Origin of the sequence: Methylomonas defluvii (genome assembly GCF_033949435.1) — a bacterium.
GTDB lineage: Bacteria > Pseudomonadota > Gammaproteobacteria > Methylococcales > Methylomonadaceae > Methylomonas > Methylomonas defluvii.
Genome location: NZ_JAXARY010000016.1, coordinates 106,827 through 125,353 on the forward strand (window position 1 = coordinate 106,827; position 18,527 = coordinate 125,353).

Sequence of the window (18,527 nt, forward strand, 5' to 3'; positions counted from 1 at the left end):
TAGAGTCCCATTGATGACTGGAGCTACACCATAAAACGCAATCAATGGGACGTCAATACGATATTTGCGCGGCGTTGACGTGATTAACCTGCCAATTGAGCGAGCCTATAGCCCATACTTCCGCCGTTTTCGCCAAAAAGTCGCCCGGCTCATCCCCGCAAATTGAGCGGCCTGTTCCAGATTGTCCGGGTTATTTGCCAAGGCTTCGCGGATCAATTCCGCTTCGTTTTGACTTTTTGGACGCGGGGCAGAGTTTTGGTCAAGCGTTGCTGCCGGTCTAAGCGGCTCACGAAACTCGGGTGGCAAATCGTCTATGCCGAGTTCGCTGCCGCGGCCTACCGCATAGGCGTATTCGACGACATTATTCAGTTCCCGGACATTACCCGGCCAGCGGTAATCCAGCAACAGGCGCATCGCTTCCGGCGCGATGCGGTCGATATGGCGATGGCCTTGGGTGTTATGCCGGTCTATCAGGTGTTGCAGCAACAGGCTGATGTCCTGGCGACGTTCGCGCAGCGGTGGCAGAAAAATCGGCACCACTCGTAAGCGATACATCAAATCTTCTCGAAACCGCCCGGCCTTGACCTCTTCGCGCAACGATCTATGCGTGGCGGCAATAATCCGCACATCCACGCTGACCGCGCTATCGCCGCCCACCGGCGTAAAGTTACGCTCCTGTATCACCCGCAGCAACTTGGCTTGCAGCTCTAGTGGCAACTCCGCTATTTCGTCCAAAAATAAAGTACCGCCGTTGGCACGTTGAAACAAGCCGGCATGATTACGCACCGCGCCGGTAAATGCGCCTTTGACGTGGCCGAACAATTCGCTTTCCAACAGGCTGGGGGTCAAGGCCGCGCAGTTGATCGCCAAAAACGGCTGATAGTGCCTAGGGCTTTCCAGGTGCAAGGCATGCGCCACCATCTCTTTACCGGTGCCGGATTCGCCGCGGATTAACACGGTGGCTTCAGTTTCGGCGACGTTGCGGATGATTTTGATGGCTTCTTTCATGGCCGGGTCGCGCGACAGAATGCCGTGAAAGCTGTCGCTGTCGTCCGGCTTTTGTTCCGGGGCTATGTCGCTTTGTGGTTGCAGAAATTCAATCGCCCCGGCGAAGCCGCCGTTGTTGTCGTAGAAGGCGCGCGCGGTTCGATAGCAATTCAGCGTCCGGCCATCCGGGCGATGTATCCGCACCGCTTGCGACTTGACGATGCCGAGTTCGGCCAGATTGCAGGGGTCGTTGCCGCTGTCGCAATTCAGCGCGGTTTTGCAGGGTTTGCCTATGGTCTCGGCTGCGTTCAGGCCAAACAATTGTTCGGCGCCTTTGCTCCACAGCAAGATGTCGCTGTTGCTGTCTACGATAAAGGCCGCGCCGCTTTCGAATAAATCGGTCAACACTTCTACGACTTGATCGGCGCCGATTTGGCCGAGCCAGCGTTTGAATAGCGGTGAGGAAGATGCCATGCGTTCAAGCTCGTTTTGTTTCAGTGATGTTTCAAGTGTATCAGCATCGTTTCAATATTTCATATTGAAACGCCAGGCTTGGCCGGTGCCAGGCCGCTTCATCAAACCTAGTGACTTAATTTTTTAAGGCAAGAAAACTAAAATAATCAGTTAAAACAAAGGTATATATCTATTTAGCCCATACTGGATAGCGCTGGATTTGTGGGCCGTGCGGATATTAATACTGCCGGTAAACTGGCACGAGTATTGATATACAGCACTTATATTCTTTTTACTTTGCGCTTAATGAGGCGGGTCATGATTTTCAGACAACTCTTCGAAACAGAAACCTCCACCTACAGTTATTTGTTGGGATGCGAACGCAGCCGTCGCGCCTGTCTGATCGATCCGGTGGCTTCGGAGCTGCCGATTTATATCGATTTGCTGCAAAGCCTGAACCTCAAGCTGATTTACACATTCGAAACCCATGTGCACGCCGACCACATTACCGGCGCTGGATTGTTGCGGGAAAAGCTTGGCAGCAAGAGTGTGGTACATCGGGACGCCGGCGCGCTGTGTGCCGATTTGCTGGTCACCGACGGGGTGTTATTGCAAGTGGGCGATCTGGATATTCAGGTCAGGCATACCCCCGGCCATACGGGTGGTTGCGTCAGTTATGTGATGGCTGATCGGGTGTTTACCGGCGATGCCTTGTTGATCGGCGGTAGCGGGCGCACTGATTTCCAGCAAGGCGATGCCGGCCAGCTGTATGACAGCATCACCGGCAAGTTATTCACATTACCGCCTGATACGCTGGTGTATCCGGGGCATGATTACCAGGGTAATACCGTGTCTACCATCAAACAGGAAATGGCAAAAAACACCCGTTTGGGCCAGGGGCGCACTCGCGCCGAGTTTATCGGCATCATGAGCGAATTGAAGCTGGCGTATCCCAAGTTCATCGATCAGGCGCTGCCGGCCAATCAGTCCTGTGGGACGCCTGCCGAATAGGCGGAGTTAGCCGATGATCCTGACGCTAATCTTGGCAATCTGTATCGGCCTGCTGTTGGGCTTGTTGGGCGGCGGCGGTTCGATTTTGACGGTGCCGATGCTGGTTTACGTGCTGCATGTACCGCCCAAGACCGCGATCGTCACCTCATTTGTGGTGGTGGGTGTCTCCAGCCTGATGGCGTTGATCCCGCATGCTCGGCGCGGCCATGTCTGCTGGAAAAGTGCGCTGGTATTCGGTTTGGCCGGGATGCTCGGCGCATTTGGCGGTGGCCGCTTGGCCGGCCATTTTTCCGGGGAATGGCTCATGGTGTTTTTTGGCGCGATTACATTGTTGACGGGTCTGGCGATGATTTTCAAGAAAGCGCCAAGCCAGCCGGCTGTTGAGCAGGCGCTACCGATGTGTCCTTTACAAACACCGGTATTGCGATTGTTGTTCGACGGGGTTTTGGTCGGCGGGCTGACCGGGTTGGTGGGGGTCGGTGGCGGATTTTTGATCGTGCCGGCATTGACCTTGCTGGTGGGTTTGCCGATGCCGGCGGCTATCGGTACGTCGTTACTGATTATTGTCATGAACGCCAGCGCCGGCTTGAGCGGCTACGCGAATCACGCCCAACTGGATATTCCCTTGATGGCGCTGGTGACTGCGGGTGCGGTAATGGGCAGTTTTCTGGGTGGCTGGTTATCCAACTTCATCAGCGCGACGGCGTTACGCCGCGGGTTTGGTTGGTTCGTGATACTGGTGGCGGTTTATGTATTGTTTAACGCGCTGAGCTGGCAACTATTGGCATCGTTAGAGCTGTGGCGGGATGACGAACGTGCCTGGCGACGAGGCTTGGCAGGATTGGCCGCCTTGTTGGCGCTCGGTTTGATAGGCAACCGCATTCATAGCCATACGCCGCGCAGAGAAGCGTTGCCAATGTCGCCCCGCCATCACCTTTGAATTAGGCTAGACTAATATTGACGGTTGTGCTAAGCCGTTGATTCCGCCATCCGGTGCCAACCGCCTGGCGTATAACTATAAAAAATCGTTTGAGGAGGGTATATGTCTTATTCAATCAATACGTCACGTCGGCGCTTTTTTGCACAAAGTGGAGCCGGATTAATGGCGTGGGCTGCGGCGCCCGCATGGCTGAGAGCGATGGAAAACATGGCCGAGATGCCGACGATGCCGCCGCGCAAAGCCTCGGCCAATTTTCACCCGGACGTGGAATTGGACTTGATCTGCAAACCAAACGCGGTGGCTATTTTGCCCGGCCAGCCCACGCGCGTGCAGCAATATTTTGCCAAGTTGGTGAAGGGACCGGCGCAGATTTTAACGGAAATTCCCGGCTCTTATTTGGGGCCGATACTGCGCTTCGAAAAGGGCCAAAAGATCAGAATCAATCTGCATAATCAGCTTAACGAACCGAGCATTACCCACTGGCATGGTTTGCATGTGCCTGCGGAAGTGGATGGGCATCCGCTGTACACGATAGACAGCGGCCAAGTGTTTGTGTACGAATTTGAAATGCTCAACCGCGCCAGCATGAATATTTACCATCCGCATCCGCACAACACCACCGCCAAGCAGGTTTATCACGGTTTGGCGGGTGCGATTTTGGTTAACGACGAGGAAGAACGGCGCCTGGAACTGCCTGGCGGCGAATACGAAGTGCCGATCGTGATTCAGGACCGCAAGTTCGACGCGAATAATCAATTGCAATATGTGCATGCCATGCACGACAGAATGATGGGCTTTTACGGCGACCGGATTTTAGTGAACGGTCGCCCCAATTTTCAGCTCGACGTCGCCAGTCGAGCTTATCGTTTCCGCGTCCTCAACGGCTCAACGGCGCGCATCTACAAACTGGCTTGGGACGACAAATCGCCTATCACCGTCATCGGCACCGATGGCGGTTTGTTGGAAGCACCGGTCAATAAACCTTACGTGATGCTGGCCCCCGGCGAGCGTTTGGATATTTGGGCGGATTTCAGCGGGCGTAAAGTTGGCTCTCAGTTGGTGTTGCGCAGCCGTTCTTTTTCCGGCGTATTGCCGGGCATGGCCGAACGGATGATGGGCGGTGGTCAAGGCGATCATGGCCGTATGGGTGGCGGCATGGGTATGCATGCTAGCGCCATACCGGTGGGTAGCGACTATCCGATTTTTACGGTGAAAGTCACCCGGCAGCAAAGTGATAGTCCGAAATTACCTAACAGCCTGGCGAAAATTAACCATTACAGCGTAAACGACACAGCCAATCCCGGTAAACCGGTGCCCATCGCTATTTCGGAAGGGCCGATGCGCATGGTTTTAAATGGCCGGCCTTATGCTTATAACGATATTTTGCCGAGCGAGCGCATTCCCGTAAATACCGTGCAATTGCTGGAAATTTTTCATGCGCATGGCGGTGGCGGACACGGCGATAAAGCCGGTGGCGAGCACAGCAGTGCCGAGAAGGCCGATGCCGGTTCCCACAAAATGGGCGGTATGGGCATGATGGGTGGTATGCGGCATGGTGATAACAACCAGGGCGAAGGTGAGCACCGGCGCATGGGTATGATGGGCATGCGCCACGGCGGCGATAACGCAGAAGCCGGTGGGCATCAGATGGGCGGCATGGGCGGTATGAGCGGTATGGGAGGCGGAATGGGTATGATGATGTCCATGGCCCATCCGATTCATTTGCACGGCCAATATTTTCAAATCCTCAGCCGAACCATCGCCAATAACGAAAGCGCAGATTACGCCACGGTTAAAGAGGGTTTTATCGAAGGCGGCTGGAAAGACACGGTGTTGGTGATGCCGGGCGAGCGGGTCAAAATCATCAAGCCCTTCCAGGATTTTAAAGGTTTATTCATGTACCACTGCCATAACCTGGAACATGAAGATATGGGCATGATGCGCGATTTCCTGGTGGTCTAACCGGAAAGCGCCAATTGTCGGGGAGCGGGATATGACGATAATCAACAGGCATTTAACAGTCGAAGGCATGCATTGCCCTGGTTGTGAAGACACCATTCGCCTAGCGCTGGCCGATTTGCCGGGTGTGATAACGCTGGATGTCAGCTATGCGCGCGCGACGGTGGATGTGCAATTCGACGACCAGCTTGCCGACGAAGCGGCGATAGACCAAGCCATTCGTGCCAAGGGTTACGGTGTGGCACTGACGCCGCGGCCTGCCGCAGGGAAGCTGAAAGGCCTGTTGATTTTTCTGTTGTTATTGCTGGCGGTCGGCGGCGTGACGTTCTGGGGTAAGAGTCTGATGCCCGGCGTGATGCAACAAATATCACCGCACATGGACCAAGCGGTATTGTTGGGTATCGGTTTTCTCACCGGTTTTCATTGTATCGGTATGTGCGGTGGTTTTGTGGTGGGTTACACCGATCCCCGTCAAACCAAGTCCCGCCAGCTGCTGGCGCATTTTAGTTACGCCATCGGCAAGACCTTGTCTTACAGCGCACTCGGCGCCGGCTTTGGCTTGTTGGGCGCCACTATTGCGATTACCCCGCCAATGCGCGGCGGACTGGCTTTGGTGGCAAGCTTGTTTCTGTTGCTGTACGGTCTGAAGATGCTCAACGTCTTTGCCATCTTGCGCCGCTTTACCTTGCGTATGCCCAAGGCTGTCAATCGCCAGCTTGCCGATGAAATGCGCAAACCGCGCAGTGCGTTGCGTACCGGCTTGTTGACCGGTTTTTTGCTGGGCTGTGGGCCGTTACAGGCTATGTATGTGATGGCCGCCGGCAGCGGCGACCCGCTACAGGGCGCGTCGATGCTGTTCTGGTTTGGTCTCGGTACTTTAGCGCCGTTATTGGGGTTTGGGTTCTTCGCCAGCTTGTTGTCGCAGGTTTTCATGCGCCAGCTGGTAAAGGTTTCCGCAATATTGGTGATCGCGATGGGCGTGATGATGGCGCAGCGCGGTTTCAAAATCATCCAGGCAGGCCAGATGCCCGTAGCAATGCCGGCTCATACTCAGCCTGTTCAGTGAGGTAAAGTGTTGGATATTCAGCGTTTCAGACAATTGAACGAGCAGGCCAAATTGCTGGCGGACGAAATAGGCAATTTGCTGATAGAAGTGTTTCATTATTTGGCCTTGTTTGTCATTGGTGCCAGTATTGTCTGGTCGGCGGTGGTGGCATACGGCGGCATGATGCTGCAAGGCCACGCCACCATTGGTGACATTTTGCTGTTGTTTATTTATTTGGAATTGGGTGCGATGGTCGGCATCTATTTCAAAACTAACTTAATGCCAGTGCGTTGTCTGATTTACATTGCCATCACCGCGCTGGCTAGATTGTTGATCGCGGATATTCAAGCCCATCATCAGGCCGATATGGGCATTTTGCTGGTGTCCGGCGGCATTTTGTTGTTGGCCTTGTCGACCGTGATTATTCGCAAGCCAAGTGACGATACCTGAACCGGCAGTTACAGATAAAGGAAGATTAAGATGAACAAATCATTACTGATTACGGCGTTGGTGTTAACGGTTCCTACTGTCCAGGCCATCCCACCTGTCGATCCATCGCGCTTGGACGAAGTGCAAGAGCGCGGCAGCCATGTCATGCCGTTTGCACTGGAAAAAACCCTGCATATTTTCAATAAGACTGATACCGGCGGTATTCAACAAGTGATCGCTAAGGATGCCGCTGACAGCCAACAAATTGGCTTAGTGCGCAGTCATCTGTCGCAACTGGCTACACATTTTGCGGCTGGCGATTTTTCAGGGCCGCGGCGCATTCATGGGGATGACATGCCGGGGCTAAACGCCTTGGCGTCGGCAGCCGGGAAAGTCAGTTTTGCCTATCGGGAATTGCCGAACGGTGCCGAGATAGAGTATCGGAGTGAAGATAAGCAGCTGATTGAGGCAGTGCACAGCTATTTCGATGCCCAACTCAGCGACCACGCTCGCCATGCTGTGCCCGGTGGACATGCTATGCATCATGGTGGTCATCAGCCATAGTTACTTTTCGGCGGCTCCGGCTTGGGGACGTGATTTTTCCAACCACTCTCGATTAGGATGCCAGTGGCTGATCCAGGCGGGCAAATCTGCAGCAGGCATCGGCCGCGCAATGCCGTAGCCCTGGGCGTTATCGCAGCCCAGTTTCAGCAATAGCAAGCCATGTTCATCGGTTTCGACGCCTTCGGCTATTACTTGCCGATGAAAGGCGGCGGTGAGATTGATAATGCCGGCGACGATGGCCAGATCTTCCGGGTCGCCGAGAATGTCGCGAATAAAGGATTGGTCGATTTTTAAGGTGTCGGCCGGCAAGGCTTTAAGGTAGGTCAGTGACGAATAGCCGGTGCCGAAATCGTCCAACGCAAAGCCGACGCCCAGTTTTTGGCATTCCTTCATTACGGCGGTGACGCGGCCAATGTCTTCCAGTGCGGCTGTTTCCAATATCTCCAGTTCCAGGCAGTGGGGGCGCAGTTGCGGATGCGCGGCAAAGCCGGTTTTCAAGGTGTCGACGAAATCCTGGTGCAGTAAGTGGCGCGGGGCGATATTGATGCTGATGGCAATGTTCAAGCCCATGTCTTGCCACGTTTGCAGGTGGTCCAGGGCGCGGGCCAATACCCAATTGCCCAGGGCGATGACCAGTTCGGTGCCTTCTATGTCGGGTAAAAACGCCGCAGGCGACAATAAGCCGCGCTCGGGATGCCGCCAGCGAATCAAAGCCTCCGCACCCAGCACTTTACCCAGGCGCATATTGACCTTGGGTTGGAAATACAATTCGAACTGGTTATTGAGCAGCGCGGATTCGATTTGCGTTAAGGTCTCGCCGCGGACCAGCGCTATTCTGTCCAGTTCCTGATCAAACAGGTGGTAGCGATTTTTGCCGCGCTGTTTGGCGACATACATGGCTTGGTCGGCATGCCGCAGCAGCGTGTCCGCGCTTGTCAGGTCATCAGGGTATAGGGTAAGGCCCACGCTGGCCGATACGCAGACCTGGTTATCATCTATGCTCAACGGTTCCGCGACTTTGCAGAGCATGCGCTCCAATACCGCCTCGCATTCGCGGGTGTCGTTAAAGTCCAGCAAGAGCAGCACAAATTCGTCGCCGCCGATGCGGGCGACGGTATCGCCGGCTCTGAGGCAGTCGCGGATGCGTAGGGAAATTTCTATCAGTAACTGATCCCCCGCTTCGTGGCCGAATTGGTCGTTGACCGGCTTAAAACCGTCGAGATCCAGATAGCATACCGCCATATGGTTGCCGGCGCGGTGTGTGTGGGCCAGCGCTTGGGCTAGGCGGTCTGCCAGTAATACGCGGTTGGGGATGCCGGTCAGCGGATCAAAATGGGCGATGCGTTCCAGATCGTATTCATGGTTCTTCAGCGGGGTAATGTCGGCCGACAAACCGATGTAATGATGAATTTTGCCGTCGTCGTCCCGCACTACCGAAATCGAGGTCAGCGCAGCAAAAACCTCGCCTTTTTTATTGCGGTTCCAGAGTTCGCCACTCCAATGATCGTGTGCGTTCAGTGCTTGCCATATGGCTTTGTAAAATTCCGCGGATTGCCGGCCGGATTTGAGAATACTGGGATTTTTACCCAGCACTTCCTCGCGCGCGTAGCCGGTAATTCGACTAAAAGCCGCGTTGACATCAATAATGCGGTTCTCGCTGTCGGTAATGACGACGCTGTCGTGAGTGTGGGCAAATACACTGGCCGCCAGGCGTTGCCCAGCCTCGCGGCGTTGCAGCTCTTGACGAAATTGTTCGCGTTGCAACAGATTGCGAATCCGCAAGCGGGCGATTTCGATGCTGATGGGTTTGGTCAAATAGTCCGCGGCGCCCAAAGAAAAGCCCAAGGCCTCGGCTTGAATTTCGTTTAAAGCGGTCACGAACACAATCGGAATGTCTTTTAACAGCGGACTGGCCTTGATCCGCCGACAGGTTTCGTAGCCGTCCATATCCGGCATCATGATGTCGAGCAAAATCAGATCAGGCGGCTCATCCAGCGCCAGTTCCAAGCCTTTAGCGCCGGAAGTGGCGATTTGAATTTGATAATCGTCCTGCAATGCCAAACCCAACAAGGCCAGGTTGGCGGGGGTGTCGTCGATGGCGAGAATTTTCAATTGTTTGCTGTTCATTCGGTTTCTACTCCATTCCAACCCAAGGCTGAATAAAGCTGCCGCAACTGCTGGCGTGCCTGGTCGAATTTCATTTCGTTAACCGACTGAGCTATTTCGGAAAACCCTGGTTCTAGCGCACTAGCGCGCAGTAAATTTTGCAATGCTTTAACGTGATTAATGGCATGGAACATGTTTTTGGCTAATAAGTTATCGAGTTCGTCCATTAGCGGCCGTAATTCTTGGTTGTGGTGCAGCAAGGCGATGTCTTCCGCGCTGATTGCCGGGTCGGCTGCCGCAAAGAAGGGTTGTTCCGGATGGGCTGGCGCATCTTGATAATGTTCGGCATTGACTGCTGCGGAATACAGCTCCGCGCAAGGGACGGGTAAGCGCTGTTGTGCGGAAGTGTGGTTATGCAGTTGACAGTCAACCAGGTCGCAGCGAATTCTGAACCAGAACCGGGCGCCCCTGCCCGGACTACTCTCCACGCCGGCTTCGCCCTGCATCAGCCCGGCAAAGCGTTGGACGATGGATAAGCCCAGACCGGTGCCGGCGTAACGCCGCGTCGAACTGGCGTCGATTTGGGTAAAGGGTTTGAAAAGTAGGCTCTGTTGGTCGGCGGCAATGCCGATGCCTTGATCGGACACGGAAAATTCCAGTTGTGCTTGCGAACCTTGCCGATGCAACTCTATTACCTGGATTTTGATCGCGCCTTGATTAGTAAATTTGATGGCATTGCTGACCAGATTTGACAGCATTTGCCTGACTCTGATTTGATCCAGTAGATAGCATTGCTCGCTTGGGCCGAGCCAGACGGTTTCGATTTGCAGGTTTTTCTGATGTGCGCTTTCCCCGAACAGCGACTGGACTTCGGTGATGATTTGCTGAGGCTGCGCGGCAGAGTAAACCAGCTCCAGCCTATTGGCTTCGATTTTAGACAAATCCAACACATCGTTTAACAGGGTTAATAGAGTCTGTCCGGATGCGAGGATAGTGCGGGCGCATTCTTGATGCTTGCTTGGGTCGCAGTCAGGTAGACTCAGCAGTTGCGCCATTCCCAAGATACCGTTCAACGGGGTGCGGATTTCGTGCGACATGGTGGCCAGGAAATTACTTTTGGCCTGGTTCGCGCTTTCCGCGATGCGGGTTTTGATTTCATTGCTCAATATCAGCGCCATGTGCGAGAAAAACGGCGATAGATAATCGCGCATTTGCGCGGAGCCCAACATATCGGTCATTTTGATGGCACCGATTAATTCTTTGCCCACCTGCAAGGGCATGACCCAGGTGCAGGCAATAGCCGGCGTCATGCCGCGCAGTAGCGTGTGCTCAGAATCCGTGGCTTGTTCGACAAAGCGGCGCTGCTGAAAAACTTCGTTGATTAAGGGATCGTCGATATGATCAATAATTTGGCGTTCGCCGGCTAAATTGGCGTAATGGATTGCCCCCGCGTCCAGATAATAAATTTCGACATTACTGCCGCCCAAACTGCCGCACAAAGCAGTCATTAAGCTCTCTAACAATCCTTCGACGCCGGCGATGGGGTTTAACAACTCCAGCATGTGCAGGATCAGATACAGATTGGCTTTTTCTTCCGAAAGTTTGCGGACGCGGGTTTCCAATTGCTTGATTTGGTCCTGCAGCTCTTGATGGGAGGGCGCTTGGGTCATTGTTCCGCAGCAAGCCGGCGTTGAATGGCATCCGCCAAAACGGTTTCCAAATGCTTCAGGCTGACATCCATCCATGCCAGCGGCAAATCCACGAAGCGCGCAGCGGTTTCGGCGGCGGCGCTGAAATCGCCGTTACACGGGGTACGCAGCGCCAGAATATATTTATGACTACTGTGAAATATCTCCCTGATCACCGTCATGTTTGCGCCGAAGCAGGCGGTGATCATGGGTTCCCAGGTCAAGGCCCAGTCTTCCAGTAAAAAATACGCGCCTTTTTCCAGTTCCTGCATGAATAACTCGTAGCCGAGCAGCATGACGATACAGTTTTGGCCGTGGGTGCGGCAAGTGTGGTGGCCCTCCAGATATTTTTCCATCAACGGGTGGCAGCCGCCGTAAAACACCACGGTTTTTTCACCGAGTTTCTCGCGTTCTTCCAGCGCCTGATTCAGCTCGGTCGACAAACGATTCAGGTAATTGTGCAAGGCTGAATCCAGATAATGGGTATGCACGTTCCAGTGATTTTTCGCGATTAGTCCGTCCACTTCCTTACGCAAAATGCCGCAGCCCACCATGGTCAGCGGAGTTTGATTTTCCGGATGTATCGCGAAGGTTTTCATGGCAGTCTCCCGTATTCGAATGCTGCATCGACCATGGTCCGAATGTTGGCCTCGGGCACGGCCATTGGCATGACGCCGTTACCGAACAAAAAATGGCCGCCGGTTTTGCCGATTTCGACAATACGCTGCACTTCGGCGCGGGTTTGCTCGGCGCTCCAGTGAATCATTTTAATATCGTCGATCACCCCGCAGGTCAGGCCGCGATTACCGATCAGGCGTTTGGCTTCGGCTAAGTCGGCAAGTGGGCTGATGTAGTGAGTTTTGATGTGAAGTTCATCGAAAACCAAATCGATCACATCGTTAAAACCCGCCATGCCGCAGTAATAAACGATGTCCTCATTTCCGCCCGGCAGCAAGTCCCGCCGCATCCAGGGCATCACCTTTTGCTCAATTTGCTTGCGGCTGACGAAATACGGCGAGCCAAACGGCGTGGAGTAAATCAACACATTGGCGCCCAAGGCCCGTAAGGCGGCGATTTCCTGCCGGCAGAAATCCGAGCATTTGCGCAGCAGTTCGTCGCGGACATCAAACGGGCCGAGCAGGAATAACTCCATCCATTTATCCATACCCATCAAGATGGCCGGCAAGGTGGTCGAGGCCGTGACGTAGGCGCAAATCGGATGCGTGGTGCCGACTTCGCAGCACAAAATCTTTAGACAGTCGGCAACCGATTGCCAGGCCGGATGCTGTGTAATGTCGGTGGGAATGTCGAGTTTGGCAATGTCGTCCAGGTTTTTGATGACGAAGTCCGCGACATTTGGAACGCCGTCGTCGGCAAACAGGATTTCCCGGCAACCCAGCAACTCCGCTTCCTTGCCAACATAATGCAGACTCCAGATGTTGTCGTAGCCGTAGCGCCGCAACAGGCGTAATTGGCCGTCGGCCACATATTCACCCCTGCTGAAGTATTGCTTGGCGGGCATACCCAATTCTCGGGCGCCGTGATCGGACATATTGCAAAAAACCGGAATGCGCGGCGCGGGGTTGCCGGTCGCCGTCGCGGTGAGGATTTCCAAAGGTGTCATGGCTTGACCTCGCGAATCAGATCGACGATGACTTTAGCGGCGGTGACGCCATCCGGCGCCCAGGCATCCGCGCCGACCTTGGTGTACAACTCCGGATCGAAACGGTAGGGAGCGCCGCCGACCGCCAGTTTGATTTGTTGTTCCAGACCACGTTCTTGTAACAAACTGCGCACACCCAGGCTGCCTTTTTCGCTGGTGGCGGTGTGGACCATCATCGCGGATACCGCGATGACTTGAGCGTTCTCGGCTACCGCGGTATCGACGAATTTTTCGGCAGTGACGTTGGTGCCCAGGTCGACCACATCCACCATCAGCGATTTCAAGCAGCCGCTAACGATCCGTTTGCCCAAGGAATGCAAGTCGCCGTAGGCGGCACCGATGACGACCCGGCCTATCATTTCCGGCGGTTTACTGAATTTTTCCAGCATTTTTTCGGTGACGTCGGCCGCAATTTGCGCGGTCATGAAATGCTGGGCCAGATTGGCGTCCGGATCTTTTTCGATTAAGGTCATCATCAACTCGATGGCCGGGATGACTAATTTGAAGACGATATCCTCGGGGCTGAATCCGTCGTTTAAGGCGTGATTGACGACCTCCAGGGCGGCCGGCTTATCGGTTTCGAATACCGCCTGGTTATAGGATTGAATATAAGCGTCGAGCATTATTCGAATTCCTCGATAGACATGGGCTGCAAGCGTAAATTGTCGATAAAGCGGTTTTCATATTCGAAAACCCCGCCAAGATTGACCACGCGCGCCCGTTGCACAATATTGTTTAACAGACTTGGCCCGGCCGGATTCAACAGCAGTTGTTCGCAGCCGGCCAGACTGGCATTGGCCAGCAGGCTGACCCGTTCGGGGGGTATAGGAGGCAGTAAGCCAACCCGCAACCCGCTGTTTAGGTCCAAATGTTGACCAAAACTTCCGCAAATCCACAGCCGATTCAAATCGCTTATTGCCAAGCCTGCGTACGACATCAATTGTGACATGGCAGCGGCTGTCGATGCCTTGGCACGCTGGAAAATATCGATGTCGCTCGCAAAAATGGCACTTTTGGGAATGTCGGCTTGCAATAAAAAGCCTTGTTCGGACTGCGGTTCGGCGAAGCGTCCGGACGGTTTCAGATGCTTTTGGTCCAGTAGCAAGGCAATGGCATCAATGAAGCCGCTGGCGCAGTAGCCGCGCGCCTGGACATCTCCTATCGTCCGTAAGCCGCTTGCCGACACTTTGCAAATTGCACCGGCTTCTGCGGTTAAACCGTTGCGCATGCCTACGCCTTCAAAAGCGGGACCGCCCGGCACGGAACTGACCCACAGGTTGCTGCCGTCCCACACGGCGATTTCGGTATTAGTGCCGAAGTCGGCCAACAGCATCGGTTGCGATTGCTCAGTAATGCCGGTAGCGAGCAGGTCGGCCAGTAAATCTGAGCCGATAAAACCAGCCAGCGGTTGGGCGATGTCGATGTCGGCATGCGGTGTGCGCCATGTCTGCCGCCAGGCATCGGCATCGGCGGGCAGGCAGGCGATAGGGCTTTGCCAGTTCTCGGGCTGGTAGAGGCAGTCGCCGCTATTGCCGCAAATCAGCGTCAACATCGCGGTATTGCCCACTATTAATACTTTGCCCAGTTCCGCCAGTATCGGCGTTATTTCGCCCATATCGCGGCTGAGAATGTCGCGTATGCCGTCGATGATGGCCGCGCGCGCTTCCCGGCCTATGCGCCGGCAATCTTGATCGTCCAGGCGCTCGGCATCCAGCCGGGTCAGAATGTCCGCGCCATGCGCAACTTGTGGATTGATGCTGTAGCGGGTGCCGATGCGTCGGCCGGATTGCCGATTCCACAACGATAGGCGGATGTGTGTTGTCCCCAGGTCTACCGCCACCCCGTAGACATATTCGGAAACGGCAGGATTGGCGTGGGCTTGATAAAGCGGGGTGGGGTCCAGACTTTTCCAGGCGGAATGCGGCGCCGGATTGTCCAGATAAAGCGTGCAGTCGCTGCGCGCCCGCAACTGGCAGGCTAAACGTATGCCGCCAGCCAAATCTTCAGGAAGCAGCTTTTGCCGTTCCGCCAGCGTCGGTGGGTTAAATTCGCCGCTTACGGTTTGAATCAGACACGCGCCACAGGTGCCCAAACCGCCGCAGGCAGCGCGTACCCGCAAAGCGGTGGTGTCGAGGGCTTGGCGTACCGACAGATCGGGTTTGAGCAGTATGCGTAACGTCTGATCGTTACTGCCGACCGTTGCCAGCATATCGCCAGCTGGGGGGGGCGGCCGTCCGGTATCGGGAGGGGTGGTGGTCATAGGCGATGGAAACCTGTAGGAGTAGTAGCAATTGCGCTTTCGCTTTCGTTGAGGCCTGGCATGATGGGGTTTGATCTATTCGGCATGGGCAAAACAGCCAGTGGTTTTCCCCTTTTATTTTAGTGTGTATTGGTGGTTTCGCTGATCCAATCTTGTAGCGTAAGCGATTTGTCTTTATTAGATCGGGTTTTACGGCATAAACTCCGTGATATGCGGTTATAAGCAGTGCCAAAAGGCACTTTAGGCTATCGGCACACTGTTCATACTGGAATGTCATCAACAATCGGGTAAACTTTGCCGATGCGCCAAAAAGCGGGTCGTGACCGGAATCGGCTTGCCTGAGACGCTTGCAGTCAATCCAGATCATGGTTCACCTAAGCCAACGGAATTTAGATGGAATCCGATAAACAATCGACAGAGCGCCAAGCCACCATTCTGTTAGTCGATGACGAGTCTATCAACCTGTCGGTTTTCGGGCAGTTTCTCGCCCCGTATTACCAGATTTTGGTAGCGACCAACGGGCAGCGTGCGTTGCAATTGGCGGGTGGTGCGCCAAAGCCGGATTTGATTTTGTTGGATGTGATGATGCCCGATATGGATGGGTACGAAGTCATCGGCCAGCTAAAAGCCGATCCCAAAACCGGCGATATTCCCGTGATATTCGTGACCGCCCTGACCTCTGATCTGGAGGAAGAGCGGGGTTTGTCACTGGGTGCGGTGGATTATCTTTACAAGCCGTGTCATTTGTCGATTCTATTGGCCAGAATCAAAACGCAGCTGGAACTGAAGCATGCCCGGGATTGGCTAAAAAACCAAAATACCTATCTGGAAGCCGAAGTGCAACGCCGGCATCAGGAGAATCAGTCTGTACATTTGCAACTATTACAATCGGAAAAATTGGCGGCAATAGGGCAACTGGCGGCCGGCATTGCTCACGAAATCAATAATCCCATTGGTTTCGTCAATTCTAATTTGAATACGCTGAACGGCTATTTGCGCGACGTTTTTTGTGTGGTGGATGCTTACAACGCTGCTTTAGCCGAAAAAAACTTTTCGGAGGAGGCGCTGCAAAATTTGCGCACGCTGAAACAAACCAAGCAGCTTGACTATTTGCGTGGCGATATTCCGGAATTGATTGCTGAGTCCATGGAAGGTTTGTCGCGGGTGCGTGACATTATTCAGGATTTGAAGGATTTTGCGCATGCCGATAAAAACGATTGGGAACTGGCCGATTTGCATAAAGGGTTGGATTCCACGCTGAATATTATCAACAACGAGCTGAAGTACCATTGCACCGTGCACAAGCAATACGGCGAGATGCCCGAGATTTATTGCCTGCCTTCGCAATTGAATCAGGTGTTTATGAATTTACTGATTAACGCCGCGCACGCAATTGATACCAAAGGCGATATTCATATTAGTACCGGTTGCACGGAGCCGAATGTCTGGGTGGAAATCCGCGATAACGGCAAAGGTATTGCCCCGGAGAACCTGCCGCGTTTGTTTGAGCCGTTCTTCACCACCAAGCCGGTCGGCAAGGGCACCGGGCTAGGGTTGTCGGTTTCGCAGAATATCGTCCGTAAGCATGGCGGTAAAATCGAAGTAAGCAGCCAGCTTGGGCAGGGTAGCCGGTTTCGAGTCTGGCTGCCGATTCGGCCGCCGGAATCGGCGTCTGCCGAATAGTCCGGTGCGTCTGGCGGTTTTTGAATACCAAACTTGCAGAAGGGGCTTTACCTGCCAGACTATGTCATCAATAGACCACAGTTAGTGCAAAATCATGAACCAGGCAGATATTAAAATACTCATCGTCGACGACGAGCCGAACGTGCTGAAAGCGCTGACGCGGTTGCTGAAACAGTACGAACCCGTTACCGCAACCAGCGGCGAGGAAGCGCTGTTGTTAGCTGAGGAACATAGCTTTGATTTGGTGATTTCCGATTACCGAATGCCGGGTATTAACGGTATCGATTTTTTGATTTTATTCAAGCGTATGCAGCCGGATGCTGTGCGCATTGTGTTGACCGGCTTTGCCGATCTGGAAGGCGCCCAGCATGCCATTAATGAGGCGGAAGTGTTTCGCTTTATCAACAAGCCCTGGAGCAATCTGGAAATTGTCAATGTGGTCGAGAACGGTCTGGCGCACAAACGGATGTTGTTGGAAAACCGGGCCTTGGCCGATCAGGTGCGGGCGCAGCAAATACTCCTGAATGAAAAAGAAGCGATTATTAAAGCGCTGGAAGCTGAGGAGCCGGGTATCACCCAAGTGAATTGGGCGCAGGACGGCTCGATTATTCTCGACGACGAAGATTTTAAATAGACAGTTATTGGTAATTCTTTCCACGATACCGTTACCCCTGCGAAATCAGGGGTCTAGGTATTAACGGCTCTCCCTCTTTGCCTGAGCTGTTTTGTCTAGAGCACAGTTACAGCTGTTCGGTACGCTCAGTCATTACTGAAGGCATTGAAAAATTGCTTCGCGGTTCTGCCGTTTTTTGCGGCATTCTGATGGGCAAAATCCAACGCCGATTTGTGCAAAGCCTCGCGGTTGCCGCGATAATCGACGAAATAGCTGTCGACAATATCCAGGTATGTCTGAGTATGCTGCGGGTAAAACGCCAGTCGCAAACCGAAGCGGTCGGACAGTGAGATTTTTTCCTCGATGGTGTCTGAATAATGCACCTCGTTGTCAATCAGCAGCGTATCCAGATTGTCACGCATATGTTCCGGCAGCAAATGGCGGCGATTGGACGTGGCGTAAAACAGCACATTCTCCGGCGGCATTTCAATAGAGCCTTCCAGCACGCTTTTCAGCGGCTTGTAGAGAGCGTCGCCGTTCTCAAACGATAAATCGTCGCAATAAATAATAAAACGCTGATTATGTTCGCGAATGTCGTCGACGATTTCCGGCAAATACAGCAAATCTTGTTTATCTACTTCAATGACTCTTAAGCCTTCGTGTAAATATTCGTTCAACAGGGCTTTCACCAGCGAAGACTTACCGGTGCCGCGCGCGCCCCACAACAAGGCATTATTCGCCGGCAGTCCCGCCAGAAAACGCAGCGTGTTATCTATCATTTGCTGCTTTTGCGGCTCTATGCCCAGCAGTTGATCCAGCCGGATCGGATCGATTTGCCGAACAGGACGCAGAAACGCCTGGCGCTGACGCCAAATTGCCGCATAGGTGTGGTTCCAATCTATCATCTGTGATCCTTGGCTGAGGCCGGTCAAAGTGCCGGGTTGTCTAAAGAAATGGAAAGTGTATAAATTTTAGACAATTTAACACCACTCTAAGCACAGCAACAACTTAGGATTTCGCCAAAAATAACTTCCCTGTATTGATACTGTCCCTAACTGGATTTGTAATGGAGAATACAACGACTTGAACCGTGGAAGATGAAAAAGTGACTGGCTACGAACCCGCG

General features: G+C 53.7%; 16 protein-coding genes. 8 read left to right on the plus strand and 8 right to left on the minus strand.

All coding sequences use genetic code 11. The features are described from left to right. Positions 1–105: 105 nt before the first annotated feature. On the minus strand, positions 106–1,461 hold the full coding sequence (locus tag QLH52_RS16895; RefSeq protein ID WP_205451492.1) for a sigma-54 interaction domain-containing protein: 1,356 nt from the start codon (positions 1,459–1,461) through the stop codon (positions 106–108). A 297-nt stretch (positions 1,462–1,758) separates the two neighbouring features. Between QLH52_RS16895 and QLH52_RS16900 the strand changes: the two genes are divergently transcribed. The 6 genes from QLH52_RS16900 (at position 1,759) to QLH52_RS16925 (ending at position 7,388) form a co-directional block, all read left to right on the plus strand. Continuing rightward, positions 1,759–2,451, plus strand: a complete 693-nt coding sequence (locus QLH52_RS16900) for an MBL fold metallo-hydrolase (RefSeq protein WP_319962328.1) — start codon at positions 1,759–1,761, stop codon at positions 2,449–2,451. Positions 2,452–2,464: 13 nt separating this feature from the next. After that, positions 2,465–3,391 carry a sulfite exporter TauE/SafE family protein gene (locus QLH52_RS16905; RefSeq protein WP_319962329.1) on the plus strand — a complete coding sequence of 309 codons (927 nt, stop codon included), beginning with the start codon at positions 2,465–2,467 and terminating at the stop codon, positions 3,389–3,391. 102 nt (positions 3,392–3,493) lie between these two features. After that, positions 3,494–5,353 (plus strand): multicopper oxidase family protein, encoded by a 1,860-nt coding sequence (locus QLH52_RS16910; RefSeq protein ID WP_319962330.1) that lies wholly within the window; start codon positions 3,494–3,496, stop codon positions 5,351–5,353. Between the two features lie 31 nt (positions 5,354–5,384). Next, positions 5,385–6,416, plus strand: coding sequence for an urease accessory protein UreH domain-containing protein (locus QLH52_RS16915; protein ID WP_033157711.1), 1,032 nt, complete (start codon positions 5,385–5,387; stop codon positions 6,414–6,416). Between the two features lie 6 nt (positions 6,417–6,422). Further along, complete coding sequence (locus QLH52_RS16920; protein WP_319962331.1) at positions 6,423–6,845, plus strand: phosphate-starvation-inducible protein PsiE; 423 nt, start codon at positions 6,423–6,425, stop codon at positions 6,843–6,845. 30 nt (positions 6,846–6,875) lie between these two features. Next, the gene (locus QLH52_RS16925) at positions 6,876–7,388 is read left to right on the plus strand and encodes a hypothetical protein (protein WP_033157712.1); all 513 of its coding nucleotides are present in this window, start codon (positions 6,876–6,878) and stop codon (positions 7,386–7,388) included. On the opposite strand, the gene QLH52_RS16930 is transcribed toward QLH52_RS16925, so the two are convergent. The 6 genes from QLH52_RS16930 to QLH52_RS16955 are packed head-to-tail and all read right to left on the minus strand — an operon-like array spanning position 7,389 to position 15,105. Further along, the gene (locus QLH52_RS16930; RefSeq protein ID WP_033157713.1) at positions 7,389–9,515 is read right to left on the minus strand and encodes an EAL domain-containing response regulator; all 2,127 of its coding nucleotides are present in this window, start codon (positions 9,513–9,515) and stop codon (positions 7,389–7,391) included. Beyond that, entirely contained in the window at positions 9,512–11,164 is a 1,653-nt protein-coding gene (locus QLH52_RS16935) for a sensor histidine kinase (RefSeq protein ID WP_319962332.1), read from the minus strand. Before QLH52_RS16935 ends, QLH52_RS16930 begins: the two co-directional genes overlap by 4 nt. Continuing rightward, positions 11,161–11,781 (minus strand): DUF1638 domain-containing protein, encoded by a 621-nt coding sequence (locus QLH52_RS16940; protein ID WP_033157714.1) that lies wholly within the window; start codon positions 11,779–11,781, stop codon positions 11,161–11,163. Before QLH52_RS16940 ends, QLH52_RS16935 begins: the two co-directional genes overlap by 4 nt. Further along, the gene (locus tag QLH52_RS16945) at positions 11,778–12,806 is read right to left on the minus strand and encodes a uroporphyrinogen decarboxylase family protein (RefSeq protein WP_319962333.1); all 1,029 of its coding nucleotides are present in this window, start codon (positions 12,804–12,806) and stop codon (positions 11,778–11,780) included. Before QLH52_RS16945 ends, QLH52_RS16940 begins: the two co-directional genes overlap by 4 nt. Continuing rightward, positions 12,803–13,468: a cobalamin B12-binding domain-containing protein gene (locus QLH52_RS16950; RefSeq protein ID WP_171697406.1), complete on the minus strand. Its 666-nt coding sequence runs from the start codon at positions 13,466–13,468 to the stop codon at positions 12,803–12,805. Before QLH52_RS16950 ends, QLH52_RS16945 begins: the two co-directional genes overlap by 4 nt. Continuing rightward, positions 13,468–15,105 carry an ASKHA domain-containing protein gene (locus QLH52_RS16955; RefSeq protein ID WP_205451485.1) on the minus strand — a complete coding sequence of 546 codons (1,638 nt, stop codon included), beginning with the start codon at positions 15,103–15,105 and terminating at the stop codon, positions 13,468–13,470. The genes QLH52_RS16950 and QLH52_RS16955 overlap by 1 nt, the downstream gene beginning before the upstream one ends. Positions 15,106–15,498: 393 nt before the next feature. On the opposite strand from QLH52_RS16955, the gene QLH52_RS16960 reads away from it, so the two are divergent. Together QLH52_RS16960 and QLH52_RS16965 are read left to right on the plus strand one after the other, a co-directional pair. Further along, positions 15,499–16,788: an ATP-binding protein gene (locus tag QLH52_RS16960; protein ID WP_319962334.1), complete on the plus strand. Its 1,290-nt coding sequence runs from the start codon at positions 15,499–15,501 to the stop codon at positions 16,786–16,788. Positions 16,789–16,882: 94 nt separating this feature from the next. Beyond that, positions 16,883–17,422, plus strand: coding sequence for a response regulator (locus QLH52_RS16965; RefSeq protein WP_033157719.1), 540 nt, complete (start codon positions 16,883–16,885; stop codon positions 17,420–17,422). A gap of 125 nt (positions 17,423–17,547) precedes the next feature. Here the strand turns inward: QLH52_RS16965 and QLH52_RS16970 are convergent, their stop codons facing one another. Next, a complete protein-coding gene (locus QLH52_RS16970; protein WP_319962335.1) occupies positions 17,548–18,306 on the minus strand; it encodes an ATP-binding protein in 759 nt (252 codons plus the stop codon). Positions 18,307–18,527: the final 221 nt, after the last annotated feature.